The 20,040-nt window shown below is 71.4% G+C and carries 19 protein-coding genes and 3 tRNA genes; 3 read left to right on the top strand and 19 right to left on the bottom strand.

Going from position 1 to position 20,040, the window contains the following annotated elements; translation table 11 throughout:
* The first annotated feature begins 85 nt into the window (after positions 1-85).
* On the top strand, positions 86-1,171 hold the full coding sequence (locus AMA02S_RS23255; protein WP_067461511.1) for a glycoside hydrolase family 113 protein: 1,086 nt from the start codon (positions 86-88) through the stop codon (positions 1,169-1,171).
* Between the two features lie 4 nt (positions 1,172-1,175).
* Here AMA02S_RS23255 and AMA02S_RS23250 read toward each other — a convergent pair whose 3' ends face one another.
* The 9 genes from AMA02S_RS23250 to AMA02S_RS23210 form a co-directional block, all read right to left on the bottom strand.
* Positions 1,176-2,603, bottom strand: coding sequence for an NADH-quinone oxidoreductase subunit N (locus AMA02S_RS23250; RefSeq protein ID WP_067461510.1), 1,428 nt, complete (start codon positions 2,601-2,603; stop codon positions 1,176-1,178).
* A complete protein-coding gene (locus tag AMA02S_RS23245; protein ID WP_245667759.1) occupies positions 2,603-4,093 on the bottom strand; it encodes a complex I subunit 4 family protein in 1,491 nt (496 codons plus the stop codon). Before AMA02S_RS23245 ends, AMA02S_RS23250 begins: the two co-directional genes overlap by 1 nt.
* A complete protein-coding gene (locus AMA02S_RS23240; RefSeq protein ID WP_067461509.1) occupies positions 4,090-6,000 on the bottom strand; it encodes an NADH-quinone oxidoreductase subunit 5 family protein in 1,911 nt (636 codons plus the stop codon). The genes AMA02S_RS23245 and AMA02S_RS23240 overlap by 4 nt, the downstream gene beginning before the upstream one ends.
* Positions 5,997-6,302 carry an NADH-quinone oxidoreductase subunit NuoK gene (gene nuoK, locus AMA02S_RS23235; RefSeq protein ID WP_067461508.1) on the bottom strand — a complete coding sequence of 102 codons (306 nt, stop codon included), beginning with the start codon at positions 6,300-6,302 and terminating at the stop codon, positions 5,997-5,999. The genes AMA02S_RS23240 and nuoK overlap by 4 nt, the downstream gene beginning before the upstream one ends.
* Positions 6,299-6,811, bottom strand: a complete 513-nt coding sequence (locus AMA02S_RS23230) for an NADH-quinone oxidoreductase subunit J (protein ID WP_067461507.1) — start codon at positions 6,809-6,811, stop codon at positions 6,299-6,301. The genes nuoK and AMA02S_RS23230 overlap by 4 nt, the downstream gene beginning before the upstream one ends.
* Positions 6,812-6,857: 46 nt before the next feature.
* On the bottom strand, positions 6,858-7,748 hold the full coding sequence (locus AMA02S_RS23225; protein ID WP_067461506.1) for an NADH-quinone oxidoreductase subunit H: 891 nt from the start codon (positions 7,746-7,748) through the stop codon (positions 6,858-6,860).
* Positions 7,741-8,676: a hypothetical protein gene (locus AMA02S_RS23220; protein ID WP_245667757.1), complete on the bottom strand. Its 936-nt coding sequence runs from the start codon at positions 8,674-8,676 to the stop codon at positions 7,741-7,743. The genes AMA02S_RS23225 and AMA02S_RS23220 overlap by 8 nt, the downstream gene beginning before the upstream one ends.
* A gap of 14 nt (positions 8,677-8,690) precedes the next feature.
* Positions 8,691-9,038, bottom strand: a complete 348-nt coding sequence (locus AMA02S_RS23215; protein ID WP_067461504.1) for an NADH-quinone oxidoreductase subunit A — start codon at positions 9,036-9,038, stop codon at positions 8,691-8,693.
* 179 nt (positions 9,039-9,217) lie between these two features.
* Positions 9,218-9,700, bottom strand: a complete 483-nt coding sequence (locus AMA02S_RS23210) for a helix-turn-helix domain-containing protein (RefSeq protein ID WP_067461503.1) — start codon at positions 9,698-9,700, stop codon at positions 9,218-9,220.
* 207 nt (positions 9,701-9,907) lie between these two features.
* Here AMA02S_RS23210 and AMA02S_RS23205 point away from each other — a divergent pair, with 207 nt between their 5' ends.
* Both AMA02S_RS23205 and AMA02S_RS23200 read left to right on the top strand, forming a co-directional pair.
* Positions 9,908-10,492, top strand: a complete 585-nt coding sequence (locus AMA02S_RS23205) for an ArsR/SmtB family transcription factor (protein ID WP_067461502.1) — start codon at positions 9,908-9,910, stop codon at positions 10,490-10,492.
* Between the two features lie 113 nt (positions 10,493-10,605).
* Positions 10,606-12,666: an MMPL family transporter gene (locus tag AMA02S_RS23200; protein ID WP_084265507.1), complete on the top strand. Its 2,061-nt coding sequence runs from the start codon at positions 10,606-10,608 to the stop codon at positions 12,664-12,666.
* Between the two features lie 3 nt (positions 12,667-12,669).
* Here AMA02S_RS23200 and AMA02S_RS23195 read toward each other — a convergent pair whose 3' ends face one another.
* The 10 genes from AMA02S_RS23195 to cimA all read right to left on the bottom strand — a co-directional run bounded on the left by AMA02S_RS23195 (position 12,670) and on the right by cimA (position 19,871).
* Positions 12,670-13,644, bottom strand: a complete 975-nt coding sequence (locus AMA02S_RS23195; RefSeq protein WP_245667756.1) for a tellurite resistance/C4-dicarboxylate transporter family protein — start codon at positions 13,642-13,644, stop codon at positions 12,670-12,672.
* Positions 13,645-13,906: 262 nt separating this feature from the next.
* Positions 13,907-13,979 (bottom strand) — tRNA-Glu (locus AMA02S_RS23190).
* A gap of 175 nt (positions 13,980-14,154) precedes the next feature.
* Positions 14,155-14,227, bottom strand: a tRNA-Glu gene (locus tag AMA02S_RS23185).
* 22 nt (positions 14,228-14,249) lie between these two features.
* Positions 14,250-14,321: transfer RNA gene (locus tag AMA02S_RS23180), tRNA-Gln, on the bottom strand.
* Between the two features lie 156 nt (positions 14,322-14,477).
* Positions 14,478-15,113: a DUF2461 domain-containing protein gene (locus AMA02S_RS23175; protein ID WP_067461500.1), complete on the bottom strand. Its 636-nt coding sequence runs from the start codon at positions 15,111-15,113 to the stop codon at positions 14,478-14,480.
* 61 nt (positions 15,114-15,174) lie between these two features.
* Positions 15,175-15,939, bottom strand: a complete 765-nt coding sequence (locus tag AMA02S_RS23170) for a fumarylacetoacetate hydrolase family protein (RefSeq protein ID WP_067461499.1) — start codon at positions 15,937-15,939, stop codon at positions 15,175-15,177.
* 165 nt (positions 15,940-16,104) lie between these two features.
* A complete protein-coding gene (locus AMA02S_RS42100; protein ID WP_157430789.1) occupies positions 16,105-17,349 on the bottom strand; it encodes a cellulose binding domain-containing protein in 1,245 nt (414 codons plus the stop codon).
* A gap of 65 nt (positions 17,350-17,414) precedes the next feature.
* Positions 17,415-17,786, bottom strand: a complete 372-nt coding sequence (locus AMA02S_RS23160) for an SEL1-like repeat protein (protein ID WP_067461497.1) — start codon at positions 17,784-17,786, stop codon at positions 17,415-17,417.
* Positions 17,787-17,972: 186 nt separating this feature from the next.
* Positions 17,973-18,254 carry a GNAT family N-acetyltransferase gene (locus AMA02S_RS23155; RefSeq protein WP_067461496.1) on the bottom strand — a complete coding sequence of 94 codons (282 nt, stop codon included), beginning with the start codon at positions 18,252-18,254 and terminating at the stop codon, positions 17,973-17,975.
* A 39-nt stretch (positions 18,255-18,293) separates the two neighbouring features.
* Positions 18,294-19,871 (bottom strand): citramalate synthase, encoded by a 1,578-nt coding sequence (cimA, locus tag AMA02S_RS23150; RefSeq protein WP_067461495.1) that lies wholly within the window; start codon positions 19,869-19,871, stop codon positions 18,294-18,296.
* Between the last annotated feature and the right edge of the window lie 169 nt (positions 19,872-20,040).

The raw sequence follows: 20,040 nt of genomic DNA, 5'->3' as shown, positions 1-20,040 counted from the left end.
ACACCGCCACCTATGGCCGCTGCCCGGACGGGCCGTCGGGACGAGACTCGCTTATCGGGCGGACCGACCAGCGAGGAGCCGAGCAATGCCACGTGTGCCGATCAACCGCCGGACCATGCTCGCGGGAACGGCCGCCGCGGCCGCGTTCGCCTACACGGCGTCCGTCCCGTCCGTGCGCGCCGCGACCACCCGGCGGCCGCTGCCCCAGCACGGGGTCAACTACGACACCGAGCGCGAGGTCTGGAATCCCGAGTACGTGCGACGCGAGATCCGCGCGATCCGCCGCGACCTGCACTGCAACGCGCTGATCCTCCTCGGCTCGGACCTGGGCCGGTTGATGCTGGCGGCGCGCTGCGCGGCCGACGAGGGCCTGTTCGTGTGGATCGAGGCGCGCCAGTTCGACCAGGACGCGCCGACGACGCTGGCGTTCCTGTCCTCCGTCGCCCGTGCGGCAGAGCGGCTCCGCCGCACCCATCCCGGTGTCGGGATCTCGGTGGGCTGCGAGCTGACGATCTTCATGTCCGGTCTCGTCCCCGGGAACGACTACCTGGAGCGGTCGGCCAACCTCGAAACCCCCGCCGGCGCGGGCTACAACGAGCGGCTCAACGCGTTCCTCGCACGGGCGCTACGGACCGTCCGGCCGCTGTTCGGCGGGCACCTCACCTACACGTCCGGGGTCTGGGAGGCGGTCGCCTGGCGCCGCTTCGACGTGGTCGGCGTGGACCTGTACCGGGACGCCTCGAACGAGGCGACCTACGTCCAGGAGGTGCGGGCGCTGCACCGGTTCGGCAAGCCGGTCGTCATCACCGAGTTCGGCTGCTGCACGTACCGGGGCGCTGAGAAGCGCGGCGGGATGGGCTTCGACATCATCGACTGGACGCAGGACCCGCCCGTCGTCCCGGCGGGGTACGTGCGCGACGAGCGGGTGCAGTCCCACTACATTTCCGAACTGCTGGACATCTACCAGGCCGAGGGCATGTACGGCGCGTTCGTCTACGACTTCATCGAAGCGGACTCGGCGCACTATCGCGACTCCCGCCGCGACCTCGACATGGCGGGGTTCGCGCTGGTCAAGGTGCTGCCACCGGAGTCCGGCCGCGGCTACGAGGCCACCGGGCACTGGGAGCCGAAGCACGCGTTCCGCACCCTCGCCCGCCGCTACGCACCGTAGGCGATCACATGGCCAGGACGATGCCGCTGCCGGCGCCGAGCGCGATCGAGACGAGCGCGGCGGCGACGGCCACCGCCGTGGCGATGCGTCCCGAGGGCGATGGCGTCTTCCCGGCCGGGCGGCCGAACAGGGGGACGATCCAGCGCAGGTAGTAGAAGACGCTCGCGACCGTGTTGACGGCGGCGACCACGGCCAGCCAGGTGTAGTGGCCGTCCAGCGCGGCGCCGAACATCAGGACCTTTCCGACGAACACGGCGGTCGGGGGTGTCCCGATGAAGCCGAGCAGGCAGACGATCAGGGACAGGCCGAGGGGCGGCGAGGCCCGGAGAAGACCGGTGTAGCCGGGCAGGTCGTCCCGTCCCGTCGCGACGACCACGGCGAACGCGCCGAGATTGGTGACCGCATAGGCGGCGAGGTAGAACAGCAGGGCGGGCCGCGCGAGGTCGGTCCGCCCTGCCATCGCGACCGGGACCATCAGGTAGCCGGCCTGGCTGATGGTCGAATAGGCCAGCAGCCGCCGGACGTTGTCCTGGCCGAACGCGGCGAGGTTCCCCAGTGTCATCGTGACGGCCGCGACCACCGCGATGAGGACGGGCCATCCGGCGGCGCCGGGAGGCAGCGCGTCGGCGCCGATCCGGTAGAGGGCCGCGAAGGCGCCGATCTTCGGGACGGTGGTGACGAGCGCGGCGACAGGAGGCGAGGCCCCCTCCGCCACGTCCGGAACCCAGAAGTGCCCGGGGACAGCGCCCGCCTTGAACAGCAGCCCGGCCAGCAGCGCGACGACGCCCACCGCGATGGCGGCCGCCGGGGCGTCTCCCAGGTTCTCCCTCAGGACCATGTAGGACGTGCCCCGGCCCACCCCGTACAGAAGGGTGACACCGGTCAGCATCAGCACGCCGAGGAACGCGCCCATCAGGTAGTACTTCAGCGCGGCTTCCGTACCGGGCGGGTCCTTGCCGAAACCGGCGAGCGCGTACGCGGGGATGCTCGCCAGCAGATACGCGCTCACCAGCACCAGCAGATCGGACGAGGCACCGAGCGCCAGCGTGCCGAGCGCCGAGAGGAGGATCAGGACGTAGTGTTCGCTTTCGCGCGGATGCCCGCGCACCTGTCCCTTCCAGGGGGTGTGCGGGGTCACCTCCCGACAAGGGACCGGCCCTGCCGCGAGGAGGATGACGAGCAGCGTCGAGCCGAGGACCGTGAACCGGGTGACGTGCGTGACCGGGTCGATCTCGAAGGAGGCGAACGCCATGAGATCGGCGCGGGTCGCGGCGACGGCGGCCGCGACCAGCCCCGCGACCAGCCCGGCCACACAGATCAGCGCGACCCGCCACTGCCGCGTGCGGGGCAGGAAGATGCCGTTGACCAGGCCGAGCACGGCGGCGATGAGCACGCACAGCTCCGGCGCGAGATCGGCCGGATTCTCGTTCATCACCGCCCCACCAGGGCGACCACCGCCGCCGACAGCGGCTCGATCGTGTCCAGCAGCACGCGCGGGACGACACCGATGAGCAGCGACAGCGCCAGCAGGGGGACGACGGCTCCCGCCTCGGCCCGCTGCAGGTCGGTGACCCGGGCGGTCAGCTCGCCGGGCGCGCCCGTCAGGACACGGTGCAGGACGCGCAGGAACAGCCCGGCCGTGAGGAGGATGCCGAGCACCGCCAGGGCGCCGGCGACCGCCGCCGCGGTACCGCTCCCGATCGTCCCGGCGAAGATCTGGAACTCGGCGACGAAACCCGACAGTCCCGGCAGGCCGAGCGAGGCGAACGCCGCCACCGCGAGCAGCGCGGAGAAGCGGGGCGCGGTGCCCGCGACGCCACCGAACCGTCCGAGGTCGTAGCTGCGCGCCCGGTCGTACAGCACCCCGCACAGCAGGAACAGCGCACCGGTCACCAGTCCGTGGCTCACCATCTGCGTCACCGCACCCGTCACGGCCAGACGCCGTGCGTCGGCGTCGCCGGAGGCGTACCCGGCCGCGCCCAGCGCCAGGACGACGTACCCCATGTGATTGACGGACGTGTACGCGACGAGCCGCTTGGCATTCTCCTGCGCGAGGGCCACCAGCGCCCCGTACAGGACGCTGACCAGGCCGACCACCAGGAACACCCAGGCGTGGCGGCGCCATGCGTCCGGCAACATCGGCATCGCGATCCGGACGAGCCCGTACGTGCCCATCTTCAGCATCACCCCGGCGAGGATCGCCGACCCGGCGGCGGGCGCGTCGGTGTGCGCGGGCGGCAGCCAGGTGTGGAACGGGACGACCGGTGTCTTGACGCCCAGGCCGATCCCGACGGCGAGCAGCGTCAGCCCGGCCAGGCCGGGCGACCCGTCCAGCGGCGGCGTGCGGGTCAGCTCCACCATGTCGAAGGTGTGGGGGTCGGCGCCCAGGTAGAGGCCGATGAATCCCAGCAGCAGGACGAGCGACCCGAGAAAGGTGTAGAGGAAGAACTTCAGCGCCGACCATCCGCGCTCGCCGTGACCCCACAGCAGGATCACGAAGTACATGCCGACGATCGACAGGTCGAAGAAGACGAAGAACAGCAGCAGGTCGAGGGCCGCGAACACCCCGAGGCACACCGTCTCCAAGAAGAGGAACAGGACGGCGAACTCGCGCACCCGGTGCTCCTGCCGCAGCGAGTAGACCGCGCACGCCGCGAAGAGCCCGGCGGTCAGGGTGAGCAGCGGCAGCGAGAGCCCGTCCGCGCCGACGTGGTACCCCGCGTCAACGGACGGGATCCAGCGGACATCCGTCTCATACGACATCCCCTGCCGCGTCCCGTGCCCGATCCACATCGCGACGACGAGCGCCAGCTCGGCGACGCCGGCGACCACCCACGTCCACGCCACCGCCCGGCGCGGGACCGCCATCACCCCGAGCGCGGCGGCCAGCGGAAGGAAGATCAGCAGCGAGAGCACGGTCACCCCGCCAGGACCGCGACGACGATGAGCACCGCGAGCACCACCGCGGCCTGGGCGTAGTACATGTGGAGTTGCCCGGTCTGCGGGCGCCGTGCCAGCGCGGCGAGCCCCCGGGTGGCGCGCCCGACCGCACCGACCAGGCCGTCCACGCGTACCTCGATCCCGCGTCCGGCCAGCCCCGCCGCCCAGACCCCGCCGCGGGCCACCCCGCGGACGGCTCCGTCCACCACCCGGTCGTCGAACCGCGCCAGCGCCCGCGCCGCGCCGAACACGGGACGCACCACGGCGACCTCGGCGGCTCGCTCCAGACACAGCCAGCCCAGGCCCCACCCGGATGCCGCAAGCCGCGGCCTCGTCCAGGCGACGACGATCGCCCCCGCGGCCAGCGCGCCGGCCGCGCCGGTCTCCGGCGGCCCGATCACCGCCAGCACACCAAACACGGCGAGCGCGCACACCGAGAAGACCAGGAACGACGCACGACCGGCGAGAAGAACAGCCACCATGGTGACGACCGCGAGCGTCCCGGCCGTGGCCGCTCCCCAGGCGTCCGGTGTGATCTCCTGCGGCCCGTCGAGAACCCGCCGCCATGGGACGGCGCCGAGGACGCAGGACGCGACGGCGAGCAGTGTGAGCGGCAGCCACTCCGGCACGCCCTCATGGTCACTCCCGTCCGTCCGGACGGGCCGCCAGACGATGCGCAATGCCCTGGCGGTGTAGGCGGCGGACAACGCGGAGGCCGCCAAACCGACGACGAGCAGGGCGTACGAGCGCTCCCCTGCCGCCGCCAAGACGGTGTCCTTGGTGACCCAGAGCGACAAGGGCGGCAGACCGGCCAGGGCGAGCGCGCCCACGGAGAATGTCAGACCGACCACGCGGCGGCGACGGGCGGCCCCCGACAGTTCGCCCAGACGTTTCGTGCCGAGGAAGGTCAGCCAGGAGCCTGCGCACAGGAACAGCAGGCTCTTCACCGCCGCATGGGCGACAAGGAGGGACGCGCCACCGACCACCGAGCCGACCCCGGCACCCAGCATCATGAAGCCGAGTTGCGCGCATGTGGACGCGGCCAGGAGTTGCTTCAGGTCGTCCTGGACGAGTGCAACCCCTCCCAGAACCAGTGCGGTCAGGGCACCCGCCCAGGCGACGAACATGTCCGCCCAGCCGGTTGCTGCCAAGAGCGGGTTCAGGCGCAGCAAGAGGTAGGCGCCGGCGGCGACCATGGTCGCCGAGTGCAGGAGTGCCGACACTGGGCTCGGACCGGCCATCGCCCTGGACAGCCAGAACGAGAACGGCAGTTGTGCCGATTTTCCCAGCGCGGCTAGCACGACGCCACCTGCGATGAGGTCGCGCCAAGGCGAACTCGCTCCTGGCAGGCTTTCGAGGCTCAGCGAGTGGGCGCCCGCTACGGCGAAGCCCGCGGCGGCGTAGAGGCCGACGTCACCAGTCCGGGTGGTGAGGAAGGCGAGGTCCGCCGAGCGCACGCGGTCCGCGTCCTGCCAGACGTAACCGATGAGCGCGTAGGACATCGCGCCCATCACCTCCCAGCCCATCAGCAGCAGGACGAGGTCGGAGGCGGTGACCGTGACCAGCATCGCGCCCGCGAACACCAGCATGAGCCCGAAGAACCTGGCCCCGTACCGCTCCCCCGCGGCGTAGATCAGGATCGCCACCAGGACGGACGCGACGGTCACGACCAGCACGGCGGACAGGGCGTCCACCGCCAGGCCGCCCGGCCATCCCGGCAGCAACGCGAACCGCGCCACCGGACGGGTGACAGCCGCGGTGACCGCCATTCCGAGGACGAAGACCGCGACGGCCACGCCCGCCACCGGGGCCGCGCGGTCGGCACGGCGCCCCGCGAGCAACAGCAGCGCCCCGGCAAGCAACGGCGTCCCGCAGACAGCGAAGATCATCCCTTGAGATCCCCCGCGTCGTCGGTGACGTCCACGTCGCGGGCCCGGAAGAGCGCGGTCACCACGGCGAACCCCATGGCCATCTCCAGCGCCATCACGGTGATGGCGACGAGCACGAGGACCTGCCCGTCCGCGCCGGACGGGGAGACGCGCAGCCAGAATCCGGCCGCCGCGACCAGCAGCCCGTTGATCATGAGTTCGAGGCCCATCAGCAGCATCACGACCGACTGCTGCGAGAGCGCGCCGAACAGCCCCACCGAGAACAGCGCGGCGGCGAGTAGCAGGAACGCCTGGAGGCTCACTGCGCGCCGTCCCGGTCGTAGCGTCCGCGGTCCGTGGCCAGCACCACGGTGGCGATCATCGTGGCCAGGATGGCGAGGCCGATCACGATCATCACCAGCATCGCCGGTCCCATGATCGACTCGCCCAGCGCGAATGTGGGGTCGGGTGGCGGGCTCCCCCGGCGTTCCGGCCACGGAACGGTGACGATCCCGGCCGCCATCGCCGCGAACGCGGCACCCGCGATGGCGAGCGCGCCGCGCGTGTTGTGCAGCATCGTCATCGGCATCAGCCCGGCCGGATTCATCATGTACATGATCATGAAGACGGCCATCACCAGCATCTCCATGATCATCATAAGGATGACCAGCACACCGAGATAGTGCAGCCCGGCGAGCAGCAACACACCTCCGGTGCACAGGAACGAGGTGAGCAGCGCGAACGTGGCCCGCGCCATCGAGTCCACGACGAACACCGCCACGCCGGCCCCGACCGCCGCGACGCCCAGGACCCAGAACGCGACCGTCTCCATGTCCCCTCCCGCTGCGTCCCCTCCCGCTGCCACCGGCCCACTCGCGCTAGTTCACGACGACGATCCCGACGATGAGCATCTGAAACAGGACGGCCGGGATCAGCACCGTCCACGCCGCCTCCATGAACCGGTCCATACGCAGGACCGGCACGCGCCGCCGCACCCACACCAGCAAGGCCAGGACCGCGGACGTCTTCACCAGCGACCAGAGCCAGCCGGGGAGCAAGGGCCCCGCTCCGCCGCCGAGGAACAGCGGGACCGCGACCGCCGCTCCCACCGTGAGCAGGCCGTACCGTCCGGCGGAGAAGACCAGCCGGTCAGGGCCGGACAGCTCGGCCATGGCGCCCCCGGCCAGATCGGCCCCCACCGGGTGACCGAGCGGCCCCCAGAACGCCATGGCCGGCACCGACAGGAGGTAGACGGCGAACGCGACCGGCATCCAGGCGCCGAACCACAGGCCGTCCTGCGCGGCGGCGATCTCGCGCAGGTCCAGGGAATGCGCGGCCAGCGCCGCCGTGATCAGCGCGAACATGTGCGGCAGTTCGTAGGCGAGGCCCTGCGCGAGGAAGCGGTACCCGCCGACCAGCGCGAACGCCGAGTTGGCGCCCCATCCCGCCAGCCACACCGACGCCCACGCGACGACCTCCATCGCGTTGAACCACACGACCCCGACCGGCACGTCCACCGCCACGTGGTCGCCGAACGGGACCACGAGCGCCGCCAGCGCCGCCGCCACCGGCAGCGAGATCACTCCCACCCGCACCAGCAGCCGGTCAGCCCGCCACGTCGTCCGCCGCTGCTGCGTCAGCAACCTGCCGGCCTCGCGCAACGGTGCCCCGGAGGCCCGCACGCCGGCCCCGCTCTGCCCGTCCGCGAGCACCGCGTCCAGGAAGGCCGCCGCGAGCGCCAGGACCCCGAGCACCAGCACCTCAACCATCGGCGAGATCCGGATCGAGGCTGGCGACGATCAACCGGGCCGCCGCCAGGTCCGCGCCCTCGACCAGCGCGGGCAGCAGCGCCGCCAGCGCCTGCCCGGACGCGGCGCCGACCGGCCCGCGCGGCCCCTCGTCCGCGGGCCCGGAGCGTTCCAACGCGCGGCCGATCTCGAACAGCCAGCCGTCCAGCCGCTCCTTCACATCACCCGGACGGCGCACCGCGGGACCGCCCGCCCCGTGCCGCTCCGCCTCGTCCGCCGACAGGACGCCGAGCCCCCGCGTCATCCACCGCAGGACCCGCGACCGTCCGACCCTGCGGGCGAACGGCACGAACCGCCGAAGAAGCGCATCATCCGGGACTCTCCCCAGAGCCGCGTCGCGCAGGTCGGCCGCCCGCAGCGCCGCCCCCGCCCAGCCTGCCACGTGCAGGAGCCGCGCGACGCTGTCGAGATGGGACGCCGCCCGCCGCCGCTCGGCGTCCCCCTCGCCCCCCACACGCCATGGTTCGTCCCAGAACGACCCGCTCGCGGTGTCGACAAGAGCCACCCCGGCGCTCTGCACGACGTCTCCCTGCACCGCCAGGTCCAGCCTCAATCCCGCAGGCCAATGCGCAAGGACGGGACCGAGCGGCACGTGGAGCACGTCCAGCCGCAACCCGTCGCGGTCGTCCGCCCGATCGGCCATCGCGACCTCACCCGACGGGGACGGGTCCGCCAGGGAGCGGCCCGCTCGAACACGAGGCTCGGGCATGTCCGTCCACACCGTCTCGATGGCCTCGCCCAACACCGCGCCGGGGCTCCCGCAGACCACCAGGTACCCGGTCTCCGCAGGTGAGAGCGCCTGCTGGCGGCCCCGAGCGCGAAGATCGGCCTCGACCACGAGCCGCTCCCGCGTCCCGTCCGCCGCCGAGACCACGAACGGACGGTCCATCGCGAGCCCCTCCCTCAGGCCCATCGCAGCGCGCCCTCCCGCCACGCGTAGAGGACGCCGACCATGAGCAGGGCGAGGAAGACGAACATCTCGACCACCGCCTTCGCCCCCACGGACGCGACGACGAGCGCCCACGGGTACATGAAGACCATCTCCATGTCGAAGGCGAGAAAGATCATGCTCACCGCGTACCAGCGGACGTGAAACCGCGACAGGGCATGCTCGACCGGCCGCCCACCCGACAGAAAGGGCCCCGCGCAGGTCACCCCAGGCGGCGCCACCAGAAACGACACGGCGTAGATCCCGGCGACAACGGCCCCGACCAGCCCGAGCACCGAGAGGACCACGGCATACGGCGGCATCGTCCCTCCTGGTGGCGGCTACGTGCTCCTCCTCCCCGGAAACACCCCCTCCCATTCCCGCACGGTCTTTTCGCAGCGCCTCAGCCGTCACGCGAGAGCGCTATCGAGCGGTGAGACGAAGCCGAAGGCGAGGCCCACCGGGAAGATCGCGAAACGATGTCGCGCTCACCCAAGCACGGTCAGGGGAGCGAGCCGCCAGGCGAGCCCTCCGGACCGGAGTTGCTCGAACGCAGCCGATCGGCCGCCGCGGCGCCGAGGATCATCTCGTCCACGACCCAGCGGGCTTCGGGGGAAAGGTCGACCAGCGCGCGCAGCACCTCCGGGCGGATGACGCCCTGTTCGACGTCGCGGCGCAACGCCTTGAGCGTGAGGTCCTCGTCGATCGGGCCCACCTCGCCCGGGAAGCCGAAGTAGCCGATCGGTACGCCGAAGAACGTGGCGAGCGCGGTGAGCGTCTTGAGCTGGGGGTTCTCCTGCCGCCCGGTGCGCAGCTTCCATACCGTGGTGGACGAGATGTCCTCACCGGTGGCTCGGGCGATCGCGCCGGCCGTCTCCACGTTGTTGCGGGGTGGCTCCGCGTCGGTGGGCCACAGGTTGCGGATGAGCCACTCGACCTTCTCGGCCAACGTCGCCCCGGGCTGGGTCTCCTGCACGGTGCCCACCTGGTCCCCTTCCCTCCTCGAACTGCCCAATGACTTTAATTGACCGTGGCCGCGCCCGTCAGCCAAGGACACGGAAACACTTCTCGGCCCCCGGAGTGAGGTCGGTCCTCCCCCTCAGGTCGTGCCGGGGCGAGCGCCCTCACCCCGTCCGGTGAACCTTGCCAAGAATCGTTGCAAAGACCCTTGGCAAGCCATAGCGTCCTGGGCATGACGGATCAACCGCCGCCCGAGGAGATCACCGACCCGCGTCAGGTACGGCTCCTCGCGCACCCGCTGCGGCAGCGAATCGCGGAGGTCATGCGGCGCGGTCCCGTCTCGTCCACCACGCTCGCCCGCGCGCTCGGCCAGAGCACCGGTGCGACGAGCTACCACCTGCGCCAGCTCGCCAGGCACGGCTTCATCGAGGAGGTCCCCGAGCTCGGCCGCGGCCGGGAGCGCTGGTGGCGCGTCGTCGCGGCCGACCGGCGACTCCCCCGCTACAGCGAGCAGACATCGCGGATGCGCGAGGCGGTGGAGGAGTTCACCCGACTGGAACTCGCGAACGAGTGGGAGCAGCTCGCCCGGTTCCAGCGGGCACGCGACGACCTCGGCGCGTGGGCGGACGCCCTGCTGTTCTCCTTCTCCACCGTCACATTGACGATGGAGCAGGTCCGCCCCTTCTTCGAGGACTACATCGCACTGCTGTACCGCTACAAGCAGGTCGACGGCGACCCGCCGCCGGACGCGCGCACCCTGCTCGTCAGGCTCCTGGCGTTCCCCGAGATAACCGAGGAGGACGACCGGACCGACTAGACCCGGGCCACCGAGTTGCAGCTCGGCGGCCCGGGCGGGTGGAAGCCCCGCATCACCACGCCTTCCGGCGTGCTCACCGCGACACGACACCTCCACGGAAAGGAGAGCACCTCGTGCTGCTCTCACGCAAACTCGCCGCGCTCCCCACCGGGCGCCTCACCAAATGGGCGATCCTGCTGCTCTGGATCGCGATCGTCTTCGTGGCCGTCCCCTTCGCCGGGAAGCTCCCGGACGTCGTCGAGGGCAAGTCGACCGCCGAACTGCCGCGCGGCGCGCAGTCCACGAAGGTCGAGGAGCTCACGCCACGCTTCGCGGGCGGCCAGCTGGCGCCGGGAATCGTCGCCTACGTCCGCGACACCGGGATCACCCCCGCCGACCGCGCACGCGCCGAAGCCGATCGCCGCGCCCTGGCGCCGGTCGCGGGCGGCCCGATCGCACCACCCGCTCCGTCCCGCGACGGACGCGCGCTGATGCTGAACGTCCCGCTCTCGGACGACGACGACCTCTCCGCGAACGCCGAGAAGATCCGCGACCGGATCGAGCAGAACGCGCCGCCGGGCCTGGAGGTCCGCCTCACCGGCCCCGCCGGCTCCGCCCTCGACGTCGGCGACGCCTTCGAGAAGATCGACAAGCTGCTCCTCATCATCACGATGGTCCTGGTCACGGCCGTCCTCCTCATCACCTACCGCAGCCCGATCCTGTGGCTGCTGCCCCTCGTGAACGCGGCGATCTCACTCCAGGTCACCAGCGCGGTCGTGTACCTCCTCGCCGAACACGCGGGCCTCTACGTCGCGGACGGCATGTCCGCCATCCTGAACGCGCTCGTCTTCGGCATCACGACCGACTACGCGCTCCTCCTCCTCGCCCGCTACCGCGAGGAACTGCGCCGTCACCCCGACCGGCACGACGCCATGCGCGTCGCCCTCCAGCGGGCCGCCGCCCCGGTCATCGCGTCCGCGGCCACGGTGTGCCTGGGCCTACTCTGCCTGCTCGCGGCCAAGATGGGGTTCAACTACGCACTGGGGCCGATCGGCGCCATCGGCGTCCTCGGCGGCCTCGTCGTGGTCATGTCGCTGCTGCCCGCCTTGCTGGTGATCTTCGGCCGCTGGATCTTCTGGCCCCGCATCCCCCGCCACGGCGACACCACGCCCGCCGGGGGCGGCGTCTGGGACCGCATCGGCCGCCGCGTGGCCGCCCGTCCCCGCCTCGTCTGGGTCGCCGGCACGGCCGTCCTCGCCGGCCTCGCCGCGGGCGCCCTCGGCATCAACACCGGCCTCGACCGCGAGCACTTCCTGACGACGACCCCGAGTTCCACCGTCGGCGAACGGCTCCTGAACGAGCACTACGCCGGCGACCAGACCCGCCCGATCCAGGTCATCTCCGGCACGCCCGTCACCACCGCGCTGCACAACGTCCCCGGCGTCGCTCGCGTCGAGCGACCCCAACCGAGCACCGACGGCCGCCTCACCAGAACGGACGTCATCCTCACCGCACCGCCTGACAGCCGGGCCGCCAGGGACACCGTCAAGAGCATCCGCCAGGCCGTCCCGCACGCGAACGTCGGCGCCGGCGCCGCCAGCGAACTGGACCTGGCCGACGCCCAGGCCCATGACCGCCGCATCGTCATCCCGCTCGTCCTCGGCGTCGTACTGCTGATCCTCATGGCCCTGCTGCGGGCCCTGGTCGCGCCGCTGCTGGTCATCGGAACCGTCGTCGCGTCCTACTTCGCGGCCCTCGGCGCCGGTTGGCTCCTCTTCCGCTACGCGTTCGGCTTCCCGGCCCTGGACACCCAGGTCGCCCTCATGGGCTTCCTGTTCATGGTCGCCCTGGGCGTCGACTACAACCTGTTCCTCGTCTCCCGCGTCCGCGAGGAGGTCGCCCGTTACGACCACCGCACCGGGATTCTGCGCGGGCTCGGCCTGACCGGCGGCGTCATCTCCAGCGCCGGACTCGTCCTGGCCAGTACGTTCGGCGTCCTCGGCGTCATGCCCATCACGATGATGGTGCAGATCGGCGTCCTGGTCGCCCTGGGCGTCTTGCTCGACACCTTCCTCGTCCGTTCCATCATCGTCCCCGCCCTCGCCCTCGACACCGGCCGCCACTTCTGGTGGCCGGGCCGCCTCTCCCACCGCCCCTCGACTCACGCCCGTCCCCGTGAGGCTGCTCACCACTGATGTTCACGGAGGCCCCTGCCGCGGGATGTCGGCGGCCGGGGCCTCCGCGCACAAGCGACCGTCGGTTCCGTCTGATCTGAAGGCCTGGCGAACGGTGCCGCACGCGACGATCAGCCAGACGAGCACGGCGGGGCAGAGGAGCGCCTCGCCCACGGCGGTGAGCCAGGGGACGGCGCAGACCGTGGCGGCCGTCATCGCGCTCACCGCCGTCATGCCGAGCGGAAAGACCGTTGACCAGCGGCGATGATCGTAGCGGGGGCGCGGACGCAGGACTTCGAAGGCGACCAGCACGCAGTACCAGGCGAGCGCCGCTGCCAGGATCGCCAGCGTCAGCCACTCCAGCGGCTCCGGACGGTCCGCCGCGTAGGTGACCTTGGCGCAGGCGAGCGCCGAGATCGACAGGCTCCCGGCGACCACCCAGTGGTCGCCCGCGCCGCGGTGGATCTGGTCGAAGTCGAAACGGGTGAGGACCAGCACGTACAGCATGAGGCCCGCGCCGAGCAGTATGCCGGCCGGCCACGCCAGCCAGGGGGCCGAGAGCGGGGTGGCCAGCGTCGCCGCGAGCACGGCGACCGACTGCGTCGCGACCGTCACCAGGTATGCCGAGCCCGGGAGGCGTCGGGAGAGGCGGCGCAGTACACGCGGGAGGAGCAGCAGCCAGAGCACCGTGGTGAGGGCGAGGGGAACGACCGCGACGGCGGAGTGACCGGAGAGCGCGATCCCGTTTCCGAGGACGCCGGTGCCCGCCACGCTCGTCAGGGCGGCCGGAGCGGACAGGGCCTCCCGGCGTGTGCCGTCGAGGAGCAGCCCGGCGAACGTCATCGCGAGGACGAGCCACAACGCGGCGGTGACCAGCATCAGGCCCCGCGCGGCCCACAGTGCGCCGGCGAGGCGCAGACCCACCGAGATGATGCCGGTGGCCATTACCTGCGCGCCCCATGGTTGGGCGACGCCCCTCAACGCTCGGCTGCCGTCCACCGCCTTCTTCTACCGTGTGCCGGTCGGATTGGCGAGGCGCGGATCTGCTCTATCTGCGGCCCGGACGGTCCGTATCGCATGAGCGTGGCCTGCACCCGCTGAGCGCACCCAGGTGGGGTCTGGCCCTCGCCGCCACCTTCACCGTGCCGCGCCGAACGTCACGAGCCGATCCACCGGCTCGATTTCCCGACCGAATCCTCTGCCGGCGGTGATGAGAAAAACCGCAGATCGCCCACGATGGCGGTCTGCGGTTTCTGGTATGTACCCCCGAGCGGATTCGAACCGCCGTTACCGCCTTGAGAGGGCGGCGTCCTAGGCCACTAGACGACGGGGGCCGGACTGTGAACCCTTGCGATCTCCCGCTCGGGCCTCGCCCAGCCTACCGGACACCGGCCCCCACCTCGAACCGGTTCCCGGTGCCCGAGCGACAAAAAGCCCCGAACACCGGCGACGGCGATCGGGACTCGAATTGAGCGATAAAAGAAGAACTGTGAGTGACGTGAGCCACCGTACCCCCGAGCGGATTCGAACCGCCGTTACCGCCTTGAGAGGGCGGCGTCCTAGGCCACTAGACGACGGGGGCCTGTCCATGTGAATGGACGCAGCTGGGGTACCAGGACTCGAACCTAGACTAAGTGAACCAGAATCACTCGTGCTGCCGATTACACCATACCCCAGTGTGGTACGGAGCTCTGGCCGTCTCCGGCCGGTCGCTCGCGCCTCAAGGAGAATACAGGACCCGGAGACCTGGGCCAAAACGATTCCCGAGGTTCGCGCGGGCGGCGCCAAGGGCCGAGGTGAGGGCGTTCGGACGGGCCGGCGGGGCGGCCGCGTCAGCGCGTGGAGTCGGCCGGGCCGATGTGCTCGTTCCCCCAGTCGACGAGCGGACGCAGGCGCCGCCACGACCCGCGGACGCGGGAGACGACCTCGGAGGTCCGCATCCAGGGATCGGCGGGCCAGCCCTCGTGGGCGTACAGCGAGCGGTGCCGCAGGAGGTCCAGGCGGGGGTGGTCTTCGGGGGTGCCGCGGGGGCGGGTCTTGAGCTGGTCGCCCGCGATCTCCATCCCCGAGGAGCGGAGGTCGTCGACGATGGCCTGGAGTGCCTTGCCGGAGGCGTCGGAGTCGACGGCCGCGCGATAGCGGCGGAGCTGCTCGGGGGTGGGCGCGTACATGCCGCCGGCCACGAGGAGACCGTCCGCGTCGATCTGGACGTAGAAGCCTTCGCCCGTGTGGCCGCCCTGATGGGTCTTGTACGGGGTCTTGTCTTTGCTGAACCGCACGTCGCGGTAGGGGCGGAACAGCTTGGCGGCGCCGAACTCCCCTTCGAGTTCGGCGCAGAGGTCCGTCATCGGCCCGCGCACGTGCTGCTCGTAGGTCGCCTTGTGGGCCGTCCAGTAGGACTTGCTGTTGTCGGCCAGGAGGCCCTCGTAGAACTCGAACGCCTTGCTGGTGAAGCCGGTGAACGTCATTGGCCCTCCCCTCCCTACGGCGCCCCTCCCAGCTTAGGGACGCCGTACGACAGGACGCCCGTCATTCCCGGGCGACGACGTGGTTGGTGAGCGAGCCGACGCTCTCGACGGTGACGGTCACCTCGTCGCCGATCTCCAGGGGGCCGACCCCGGCGGGGGTGCCGGTGAGGATCACGTCGCCGGGCAGCAGCGTCATGACCTGGCTGACGTACTCGACGAGCGACGGGACGTCGTGCAGCAACAGGGAGGTGCGCGCGTCCTGGCGGACCTCGCCGTTGACGGTGGTGGAGATCGCGAGATCGGACGGGTCGGCCTCGGTCTCGATCCAGGGGCCGAGCGGGCAGAACGTGTCGAACCCCTTGGCCCGCGTCCACTGCCCGTCCTTCTTCTGCAGGTCGCGGGCGGTGACGTCGTTGGCGCAGGTGTAGCCGAGGATCACCTCGGCTGCGCGGGAGGCGGGCACCTCTCGGCACATCCGGCCGATGACGAGGGCCAGTTCCCCTTCGAAGTCGACGCGCTGGGACAGCTTCTGGGGGTAGGCGACGGGCTCGCCGGGACCGATCACCGCCGTGGACGGCTTGGCGAAGAGCACCGGTTCGGCGGGCGGCTCGCTGCCCATCTCACGCGCGTGGTCGGCGTAGTTCTTGCCGATCGCGATGACCTTGCTCGGCAGGATCGGCGCCAGCAACCGGACGTCGGCGAGCGGGAGGCGCTGCCCGGTGAAGGTCAGTTCTCCGAACGGATGGGCCGCGATGGCGGCGACGGTGTTCTCCTCCACCACTCCGAAGGACATGCCCTCATCGGTGGCGAACCTGGCGATACGCATGTCAGAAGCCTAGCGCCGCACCGGGTGCGGGTTTCCTGCGCGGGGAGGAGACGGCCGGCCGTCCCTCGGTCGCCTGCCCACACGCAGCCGTTCACCGCCGCCCCGCTCCTCAGGCCGGAGGCCGCAGGGAAGCCGTCCGTGGTCCGGGCCGAGCTCCGTCGATGGTCAGAAGCCGCATGATTTGCCGTTGATACGGCACCGCTTCGGAGTCGCCGCCGCGCCTTCCGCGCCGAACCGGACCTCCCAGGTTCCGCCCGGCGGGATCGCGGCGGCTCCCGGAAGGTTCTCGATCTCGGCCTGGGCGCCGCCGCGGACGAGCCGCGCGCCCCAGATGTTCTTGACCTCGGCGGACGGCGCGTCGAACGTCAGGCGCCACGCGGTCATCGGCCGTCCGGTCCGGTTGGTGATGATCAGGCTGCCCTCGTAGTAGCCCTCGTCCTGCTGGACGAGCTGGTAGGTGATCCCGTTGCCGGTCACCACCGGGCCGATCGGGGTGGTGGGCACCACTGGAGCGGTCCCGCCGGGCGGCTGCCCGGGAGGTGTCGCGGTCGGCGCACCGGACGGGGCGGGCGTCGCCGGACCGGTGGGGCCGCCGATGGGCGCGGTCGAGGGGGCACCGGTGGGCGCCTCGGTCGTGCCGGACGAGGGCACAGCGGACGGCGTCGTGGACGCGCCGTCCTTGTCGTCCGAGCCGCCGCCGATTAGGAGCAGCGCCGCGCCGACCACCCCGATCAGGAGCAGCGCGGCGCCGGCGATCCCGGCGGCGAGCAGCGAGCGCCGCGGGCGGGAGGGCGCTCCGCCGGACGGCGAGACCACCGGCGGGAGGGAGACCGGGGAGGCCGGAGCGGTCGCCTCATTCGGCGGCGCGGCCTCCGATGGCGCGGGGGGCGCGGGGGGCGGCGGAGAGTGCAGCGCGGCTCCGGCCAGGGCCGGCGTCGCGGGCGGCTGCTCTTGTGCGCCGAACTGCGCCGTCCACGGGAACGTCTCGGCCACGGGCTTGGGCGCCGGAGCGGGGGTCCGCGCCACCGCGTCCTGGGGCTCTCCGGCGGACACGGCGTCCGGGGAGGTCTGGAGCTCTGCGGCGAGGTCGGTGACGGTCGCCGGGGCCGCGGCCGAGTCGGTCATGGTGACCGGCGGCGCGGCCGAGTCGGTCATGGTGACCGGCGTCTCGCCGAGATCGGTGACAGTGGCCGGCGGCTCCGCGAGCGGGACGTCGTCCGATGGGACATCGTCCGCCGGGAGGTCATCGGACGGGACGTCCTGGAACGTCGCGTTCGGATCCAGGGGTTCGTCGGTGGCGGTCACGTCCGGCCCGGTCACCCCGGGGTCCGCGGCGGTGTCGCCGGGGACGCGGAACTCGGCGGTGGTCCTGTGATCCGGGGGGACGTACCCGGGTTCCTCGCCGCTCAACTCGTCACCTTCCACTGTCGTCGATCTCATGGAGTCCGACGACGGGAAGCGCCGATCGGTTCGGGTCAACCGGTGGCGGCGGGCTCCAGGCCGCGGCGGGCGGCCTGCCGCTGGTGCCGGTTGAGCATGTCGGTGATGAGCTCGATGGCGTCGGGGGCGGCGGCCAGCGGAACCCCGCTGAGCCAGCGCGTGGCCTCGGCCAGCAGATCCTCGGCCGAGTCGTCGGCGCGATGGTCGTCGGCCATCCGGCCGAGCACGGCACCGAGACGCAGCGCGGCCTCGGCGTGGTCGGACTCTGCGGCGCGCCGATACCAGTCGGCGGCCGACTCCAGGTCGTTCTCGTGCTCGTACATCTCGCCCAGCCCGAACGCCACATCGACCCAGCTACCGTCCGTGGGACACCCAAGGTCCTCGGGGCTCCAGGGTCGGACAGGCATGCGATCACTCCGGTGGTTCGATGGCGGGGGGACGGCACGCGGGAACGTCACACGTGCCGTGCTAGGAACAATGGTGACGGCAGCACAGGAAATCCGCCACCGATTTCCCTATGTTCGCCGAAATTTCTCCCGTTCCAGCCGATCGGCAAGCATCTCGGACACCTGCGACCGTCCGGGACGAAACACTCAGGCGGCCACGAGATCCGCGTAGTCGGGGTGCTTGTCGATCCACGTCCTGATGAACGGGCAGCGCGGGACGACCGACACACCCTTGGCCCGGAGGTCGTCCAGCAGACCCCTGGCCAGGGCGCCGCCCACGCCCCGCCCCTCGAAGGCGGGATCGACCTCGGTATGGGTGATGACGACCTGGCCGGGCTGCGTCTCGTACTCGGCGAACCCGGCGAGGTCGCCGTCCACCCGGATCTCGTAGCGGCCGCGGGGCGCGTTGTCGGTGATCTCGTTTCCCATGCCCCCGATAATGCCCGCGCGGCCGCGGTCATTCCCGGATCAGCCGGCCTCGTAGCCCGCGTGCAGAAGGCAGTAGGTGACGGCCTCCTCCAGCGCCTGCCAGGACGCGGCGATGACGTTGTCCTCGACGCCGACCGTGCCCCACTCCCGCTCGCCGTCAGCGGACTCGATGAGCACCCGGGTGCGGGCACCGGTGCCGTGCGTCCCCTCCAGGATGCGGACCTTGTAGTCGATGAGCTCCAGCCGGGCCAGCTCGGGGTAGAGGCGTCCGAGCGCGACGCGCAGCGCGTTGTCCAGGGCGTTGACGGGGCCGTTGCCCTCGCCGGTGGCGATGATCCGCTCACCCTTGGCGTGCAGCTTGACGGTGGCCTCGCTGACCATGGAGCCGTCCGGACGGCGCTCCACGATGGACCGCCACGACTCGACCTCGAAGTGCCGCTGCCGGACGCCGGTGAGCTCCTCGCGCAGCAGCAGCTCGAACGAGGCGTCGGCGGCCTCGAAGGTGTAGCCGGTGGCCTCCAGGTCCTTGACCCGCTCCACGACGGCCTTGGCCTTCTCGCCGGACAGGTCGTAGCCGAGCTCCTTGCCCTTCAGCTCGACGGAGGCGCGACCGGCCATGCTGGAGACGAGCATCCGCATGTCGTTGCCGACGGCGGACGGGTCGATGTGCTGGTAGAGGTCGGGGTCGACCTTGACGGCGGAGGCGTGCAGGCCGGCCTTGTGCGCGAACGCCGACAGGCCCACGTAGGGCTGCTGGGAGGCGGGCACGACGTTGGTGACCTCGGAGACGGCGTGCGCGATCCGGGTCATCTCGGCGAGCTGGGCGTCGGTGACGAGCGGCATCCCCCGCTTGAGCTGGAGGTTTCCGACGACGGTGAACAGGTTGGCGTTGCCGCTGCGCTCGCCGTAGCCGTTGGCGCAGCCCTGCACGTGCGTCGCGCCGGCCCGGACGGCGGCGAGCGAGTTCGCGACGGCGCAGCCGGAGTCGTCGTGGCAGTGGATGCCGACCCGCGCCCCCAGCGAGACCACGTCGTGGACGATCTCGGCCAGCTCGTCGGGGAGCATGCCGCCGTTGGTGTCGCAGAGCGCGATGACGTCCGCGCCCGCCTCGGCGGCGGTGCGGACGGCCTCCAGCGCGTAGGCGCGGTTGGCGTTGTAGCCGTCGAAGAAGTGCTCGGCGTCCAGGAAGACTCGTTGGCCCTCCGCACGCAGGTGGGAGACCGTGTCGCGGATCATCGCGAGGTTCTCCTCCAAGGTGGTGCGGAGGGCCAGCTCGACGTGCCTGTCGTGACTCTTGGCGACCAGGGTCACGACGGACGCGCCGGATTCGCGCAGGGCGGCGACCTGGGGGTCGTCGGCCGCCTGCACACCGGCCCGGCGGGTCGCGCCGAACGCGGTGAGCTGCGCGTGCCTCAGGTCGAGCTCTGTTCGAGCCCGCCTGAAGAACTCGGTGTCCTTGGGATTTGCGCCCGGCCAGCCGCCCTCGATGAAGCCGATGCCCAGGTCGTCGAGGTGCCGCGCGATGGCAAGCTTGTCGGGCACGGAGAGGTTGAGCCCCTCCTGCTGCGAGCCGTCGCGCAGGGTGGTGTCGTAGACGTGGAAAGCGTCGCCTTGCATGGTGTGGACCCCCAGGGGATCAGCGCCAGGACACAAAAAAGACCCCTCACGGACGTGAGAGGTCTGCGCGCCGGCGTTGTCCCGTTAGATGCCGGCGCGCCAGCCGATAATCACGAGGCTGTGGCGCATGATGCGGCCAGTCTGCCATACCGTCCACGATGATGGCACA

This window comes from Actinomadura macra NBRC 14102 (assembly GCF_001552215.1).
GTDB lineage: Bacteria > Actinomycetota > Actinomycetes > Streptosporangiales > Streptosporangiaceae > Spirillospora > Spirillospora macra.
The sequence above is the reverse complement of the archived record's forward strand: the minus strand, read 5'-3'. Positions and strand labels throughout refer to the sequence as shown.

Excerpts from the sequence above, each read along its gene's own strand:
- AMA02S_RS23255 (WP_067461511.1), top strand. The coding sequence starts at position 86 with ATGCCACGTGTGCCGATCAACCGCCGGACCATGCTCGCGGGAACGGCC.
- AMA02S_RS23250 (WP_067461510.1), bottom strand. The coding sequence starts at position 2,603 with ATGAACGAGAATCCGGCCGATCTCGCGCCGGAGCTGTGCGTGCTCATC.
- AMA02S_RS23240 (WP_067461509.1), bottom strand. The coding sequence starts at position 6,000 with ATGATCTTCGCTGTCTGCGGGACGCCGTTGCTTGCCGGGGCGCTGCTG.
- AMA02S_RS23230 (WP_067461507.1), bottom strand. The coding sequence starts at position 6,811 with ATGGAGACGGTCGCGTTCTGGGTCCTGGGCGTCGCGGCGGTCGGGGCC.
- AMA02S_RS23225 (WP_067461506.1), bottom strand. The coding sequence starts at position 7,748 with ATGGTTGAGGTGCTGGTGCTCGGGGTCCTGGCGCTCGCGGCGGCCTTC.
- AMA02S_RS23220 (WP_245667757.1), bottom strand. The coding sequence starts at position 8,676 with ATGGACCGTCCGTTCGTGGTCTCGGCGGCGGACGGGACGCGGGAGCGG.
- AMA02S_RS23215 (WP_067461504.1), bottom strand. The coding sequence starts at position 9,038 with ATGCCGCCGTATGCCGTGGTCCTCTCGGTGCTCGGGCTGGTCGGGGCC.
- AMA02S_RS23205 (WP_067461502.1), top strand. The coding sequence starts at position 9,908 with ATGACGGATCAACCGCCGCCCGAGGAGATCACCGACCCGCGTCAGGTA.
- AMA02S_RS23175 (WP_067461500.1), bottom strand. The coding sequence starts at position 15,113 with ATGACGTTCACCGGCTTCACCAGCAAGGCGTTCGAGTTCTACGAGGGC.
- AMA02S_RS23170 (WP_067461499.1), bottom strand. The coding sequence starts at position 15,939 with ATGCGTATCGCCAGGTTCGCCACCGATGAGGGCATGTCCTTCGGAGTG.
- AMA02S_RS23160 (WP_067461497.1), bottom strand. The coding sequence starts at position 17,786 with ATGCCTGTCCGACCCTGGAGCCCCGAGGACCTTGGGTGTCCCACGGAC.
- AMA02S_RS23155 (WP_067461496.1), bottom strand. The coding sequence starts at position 18,254 with ATGGGAAACGAGATCACCGACAACGCGCCCCGCGGCCGCTACGAGATC.
- cimA (WP_067461495.1), bottom strand. The coding sequence starts at position 19,871 with ATGCAAGGCGACGCTTTCCACGTCTACGACACCACCCTGCGCGACGGC.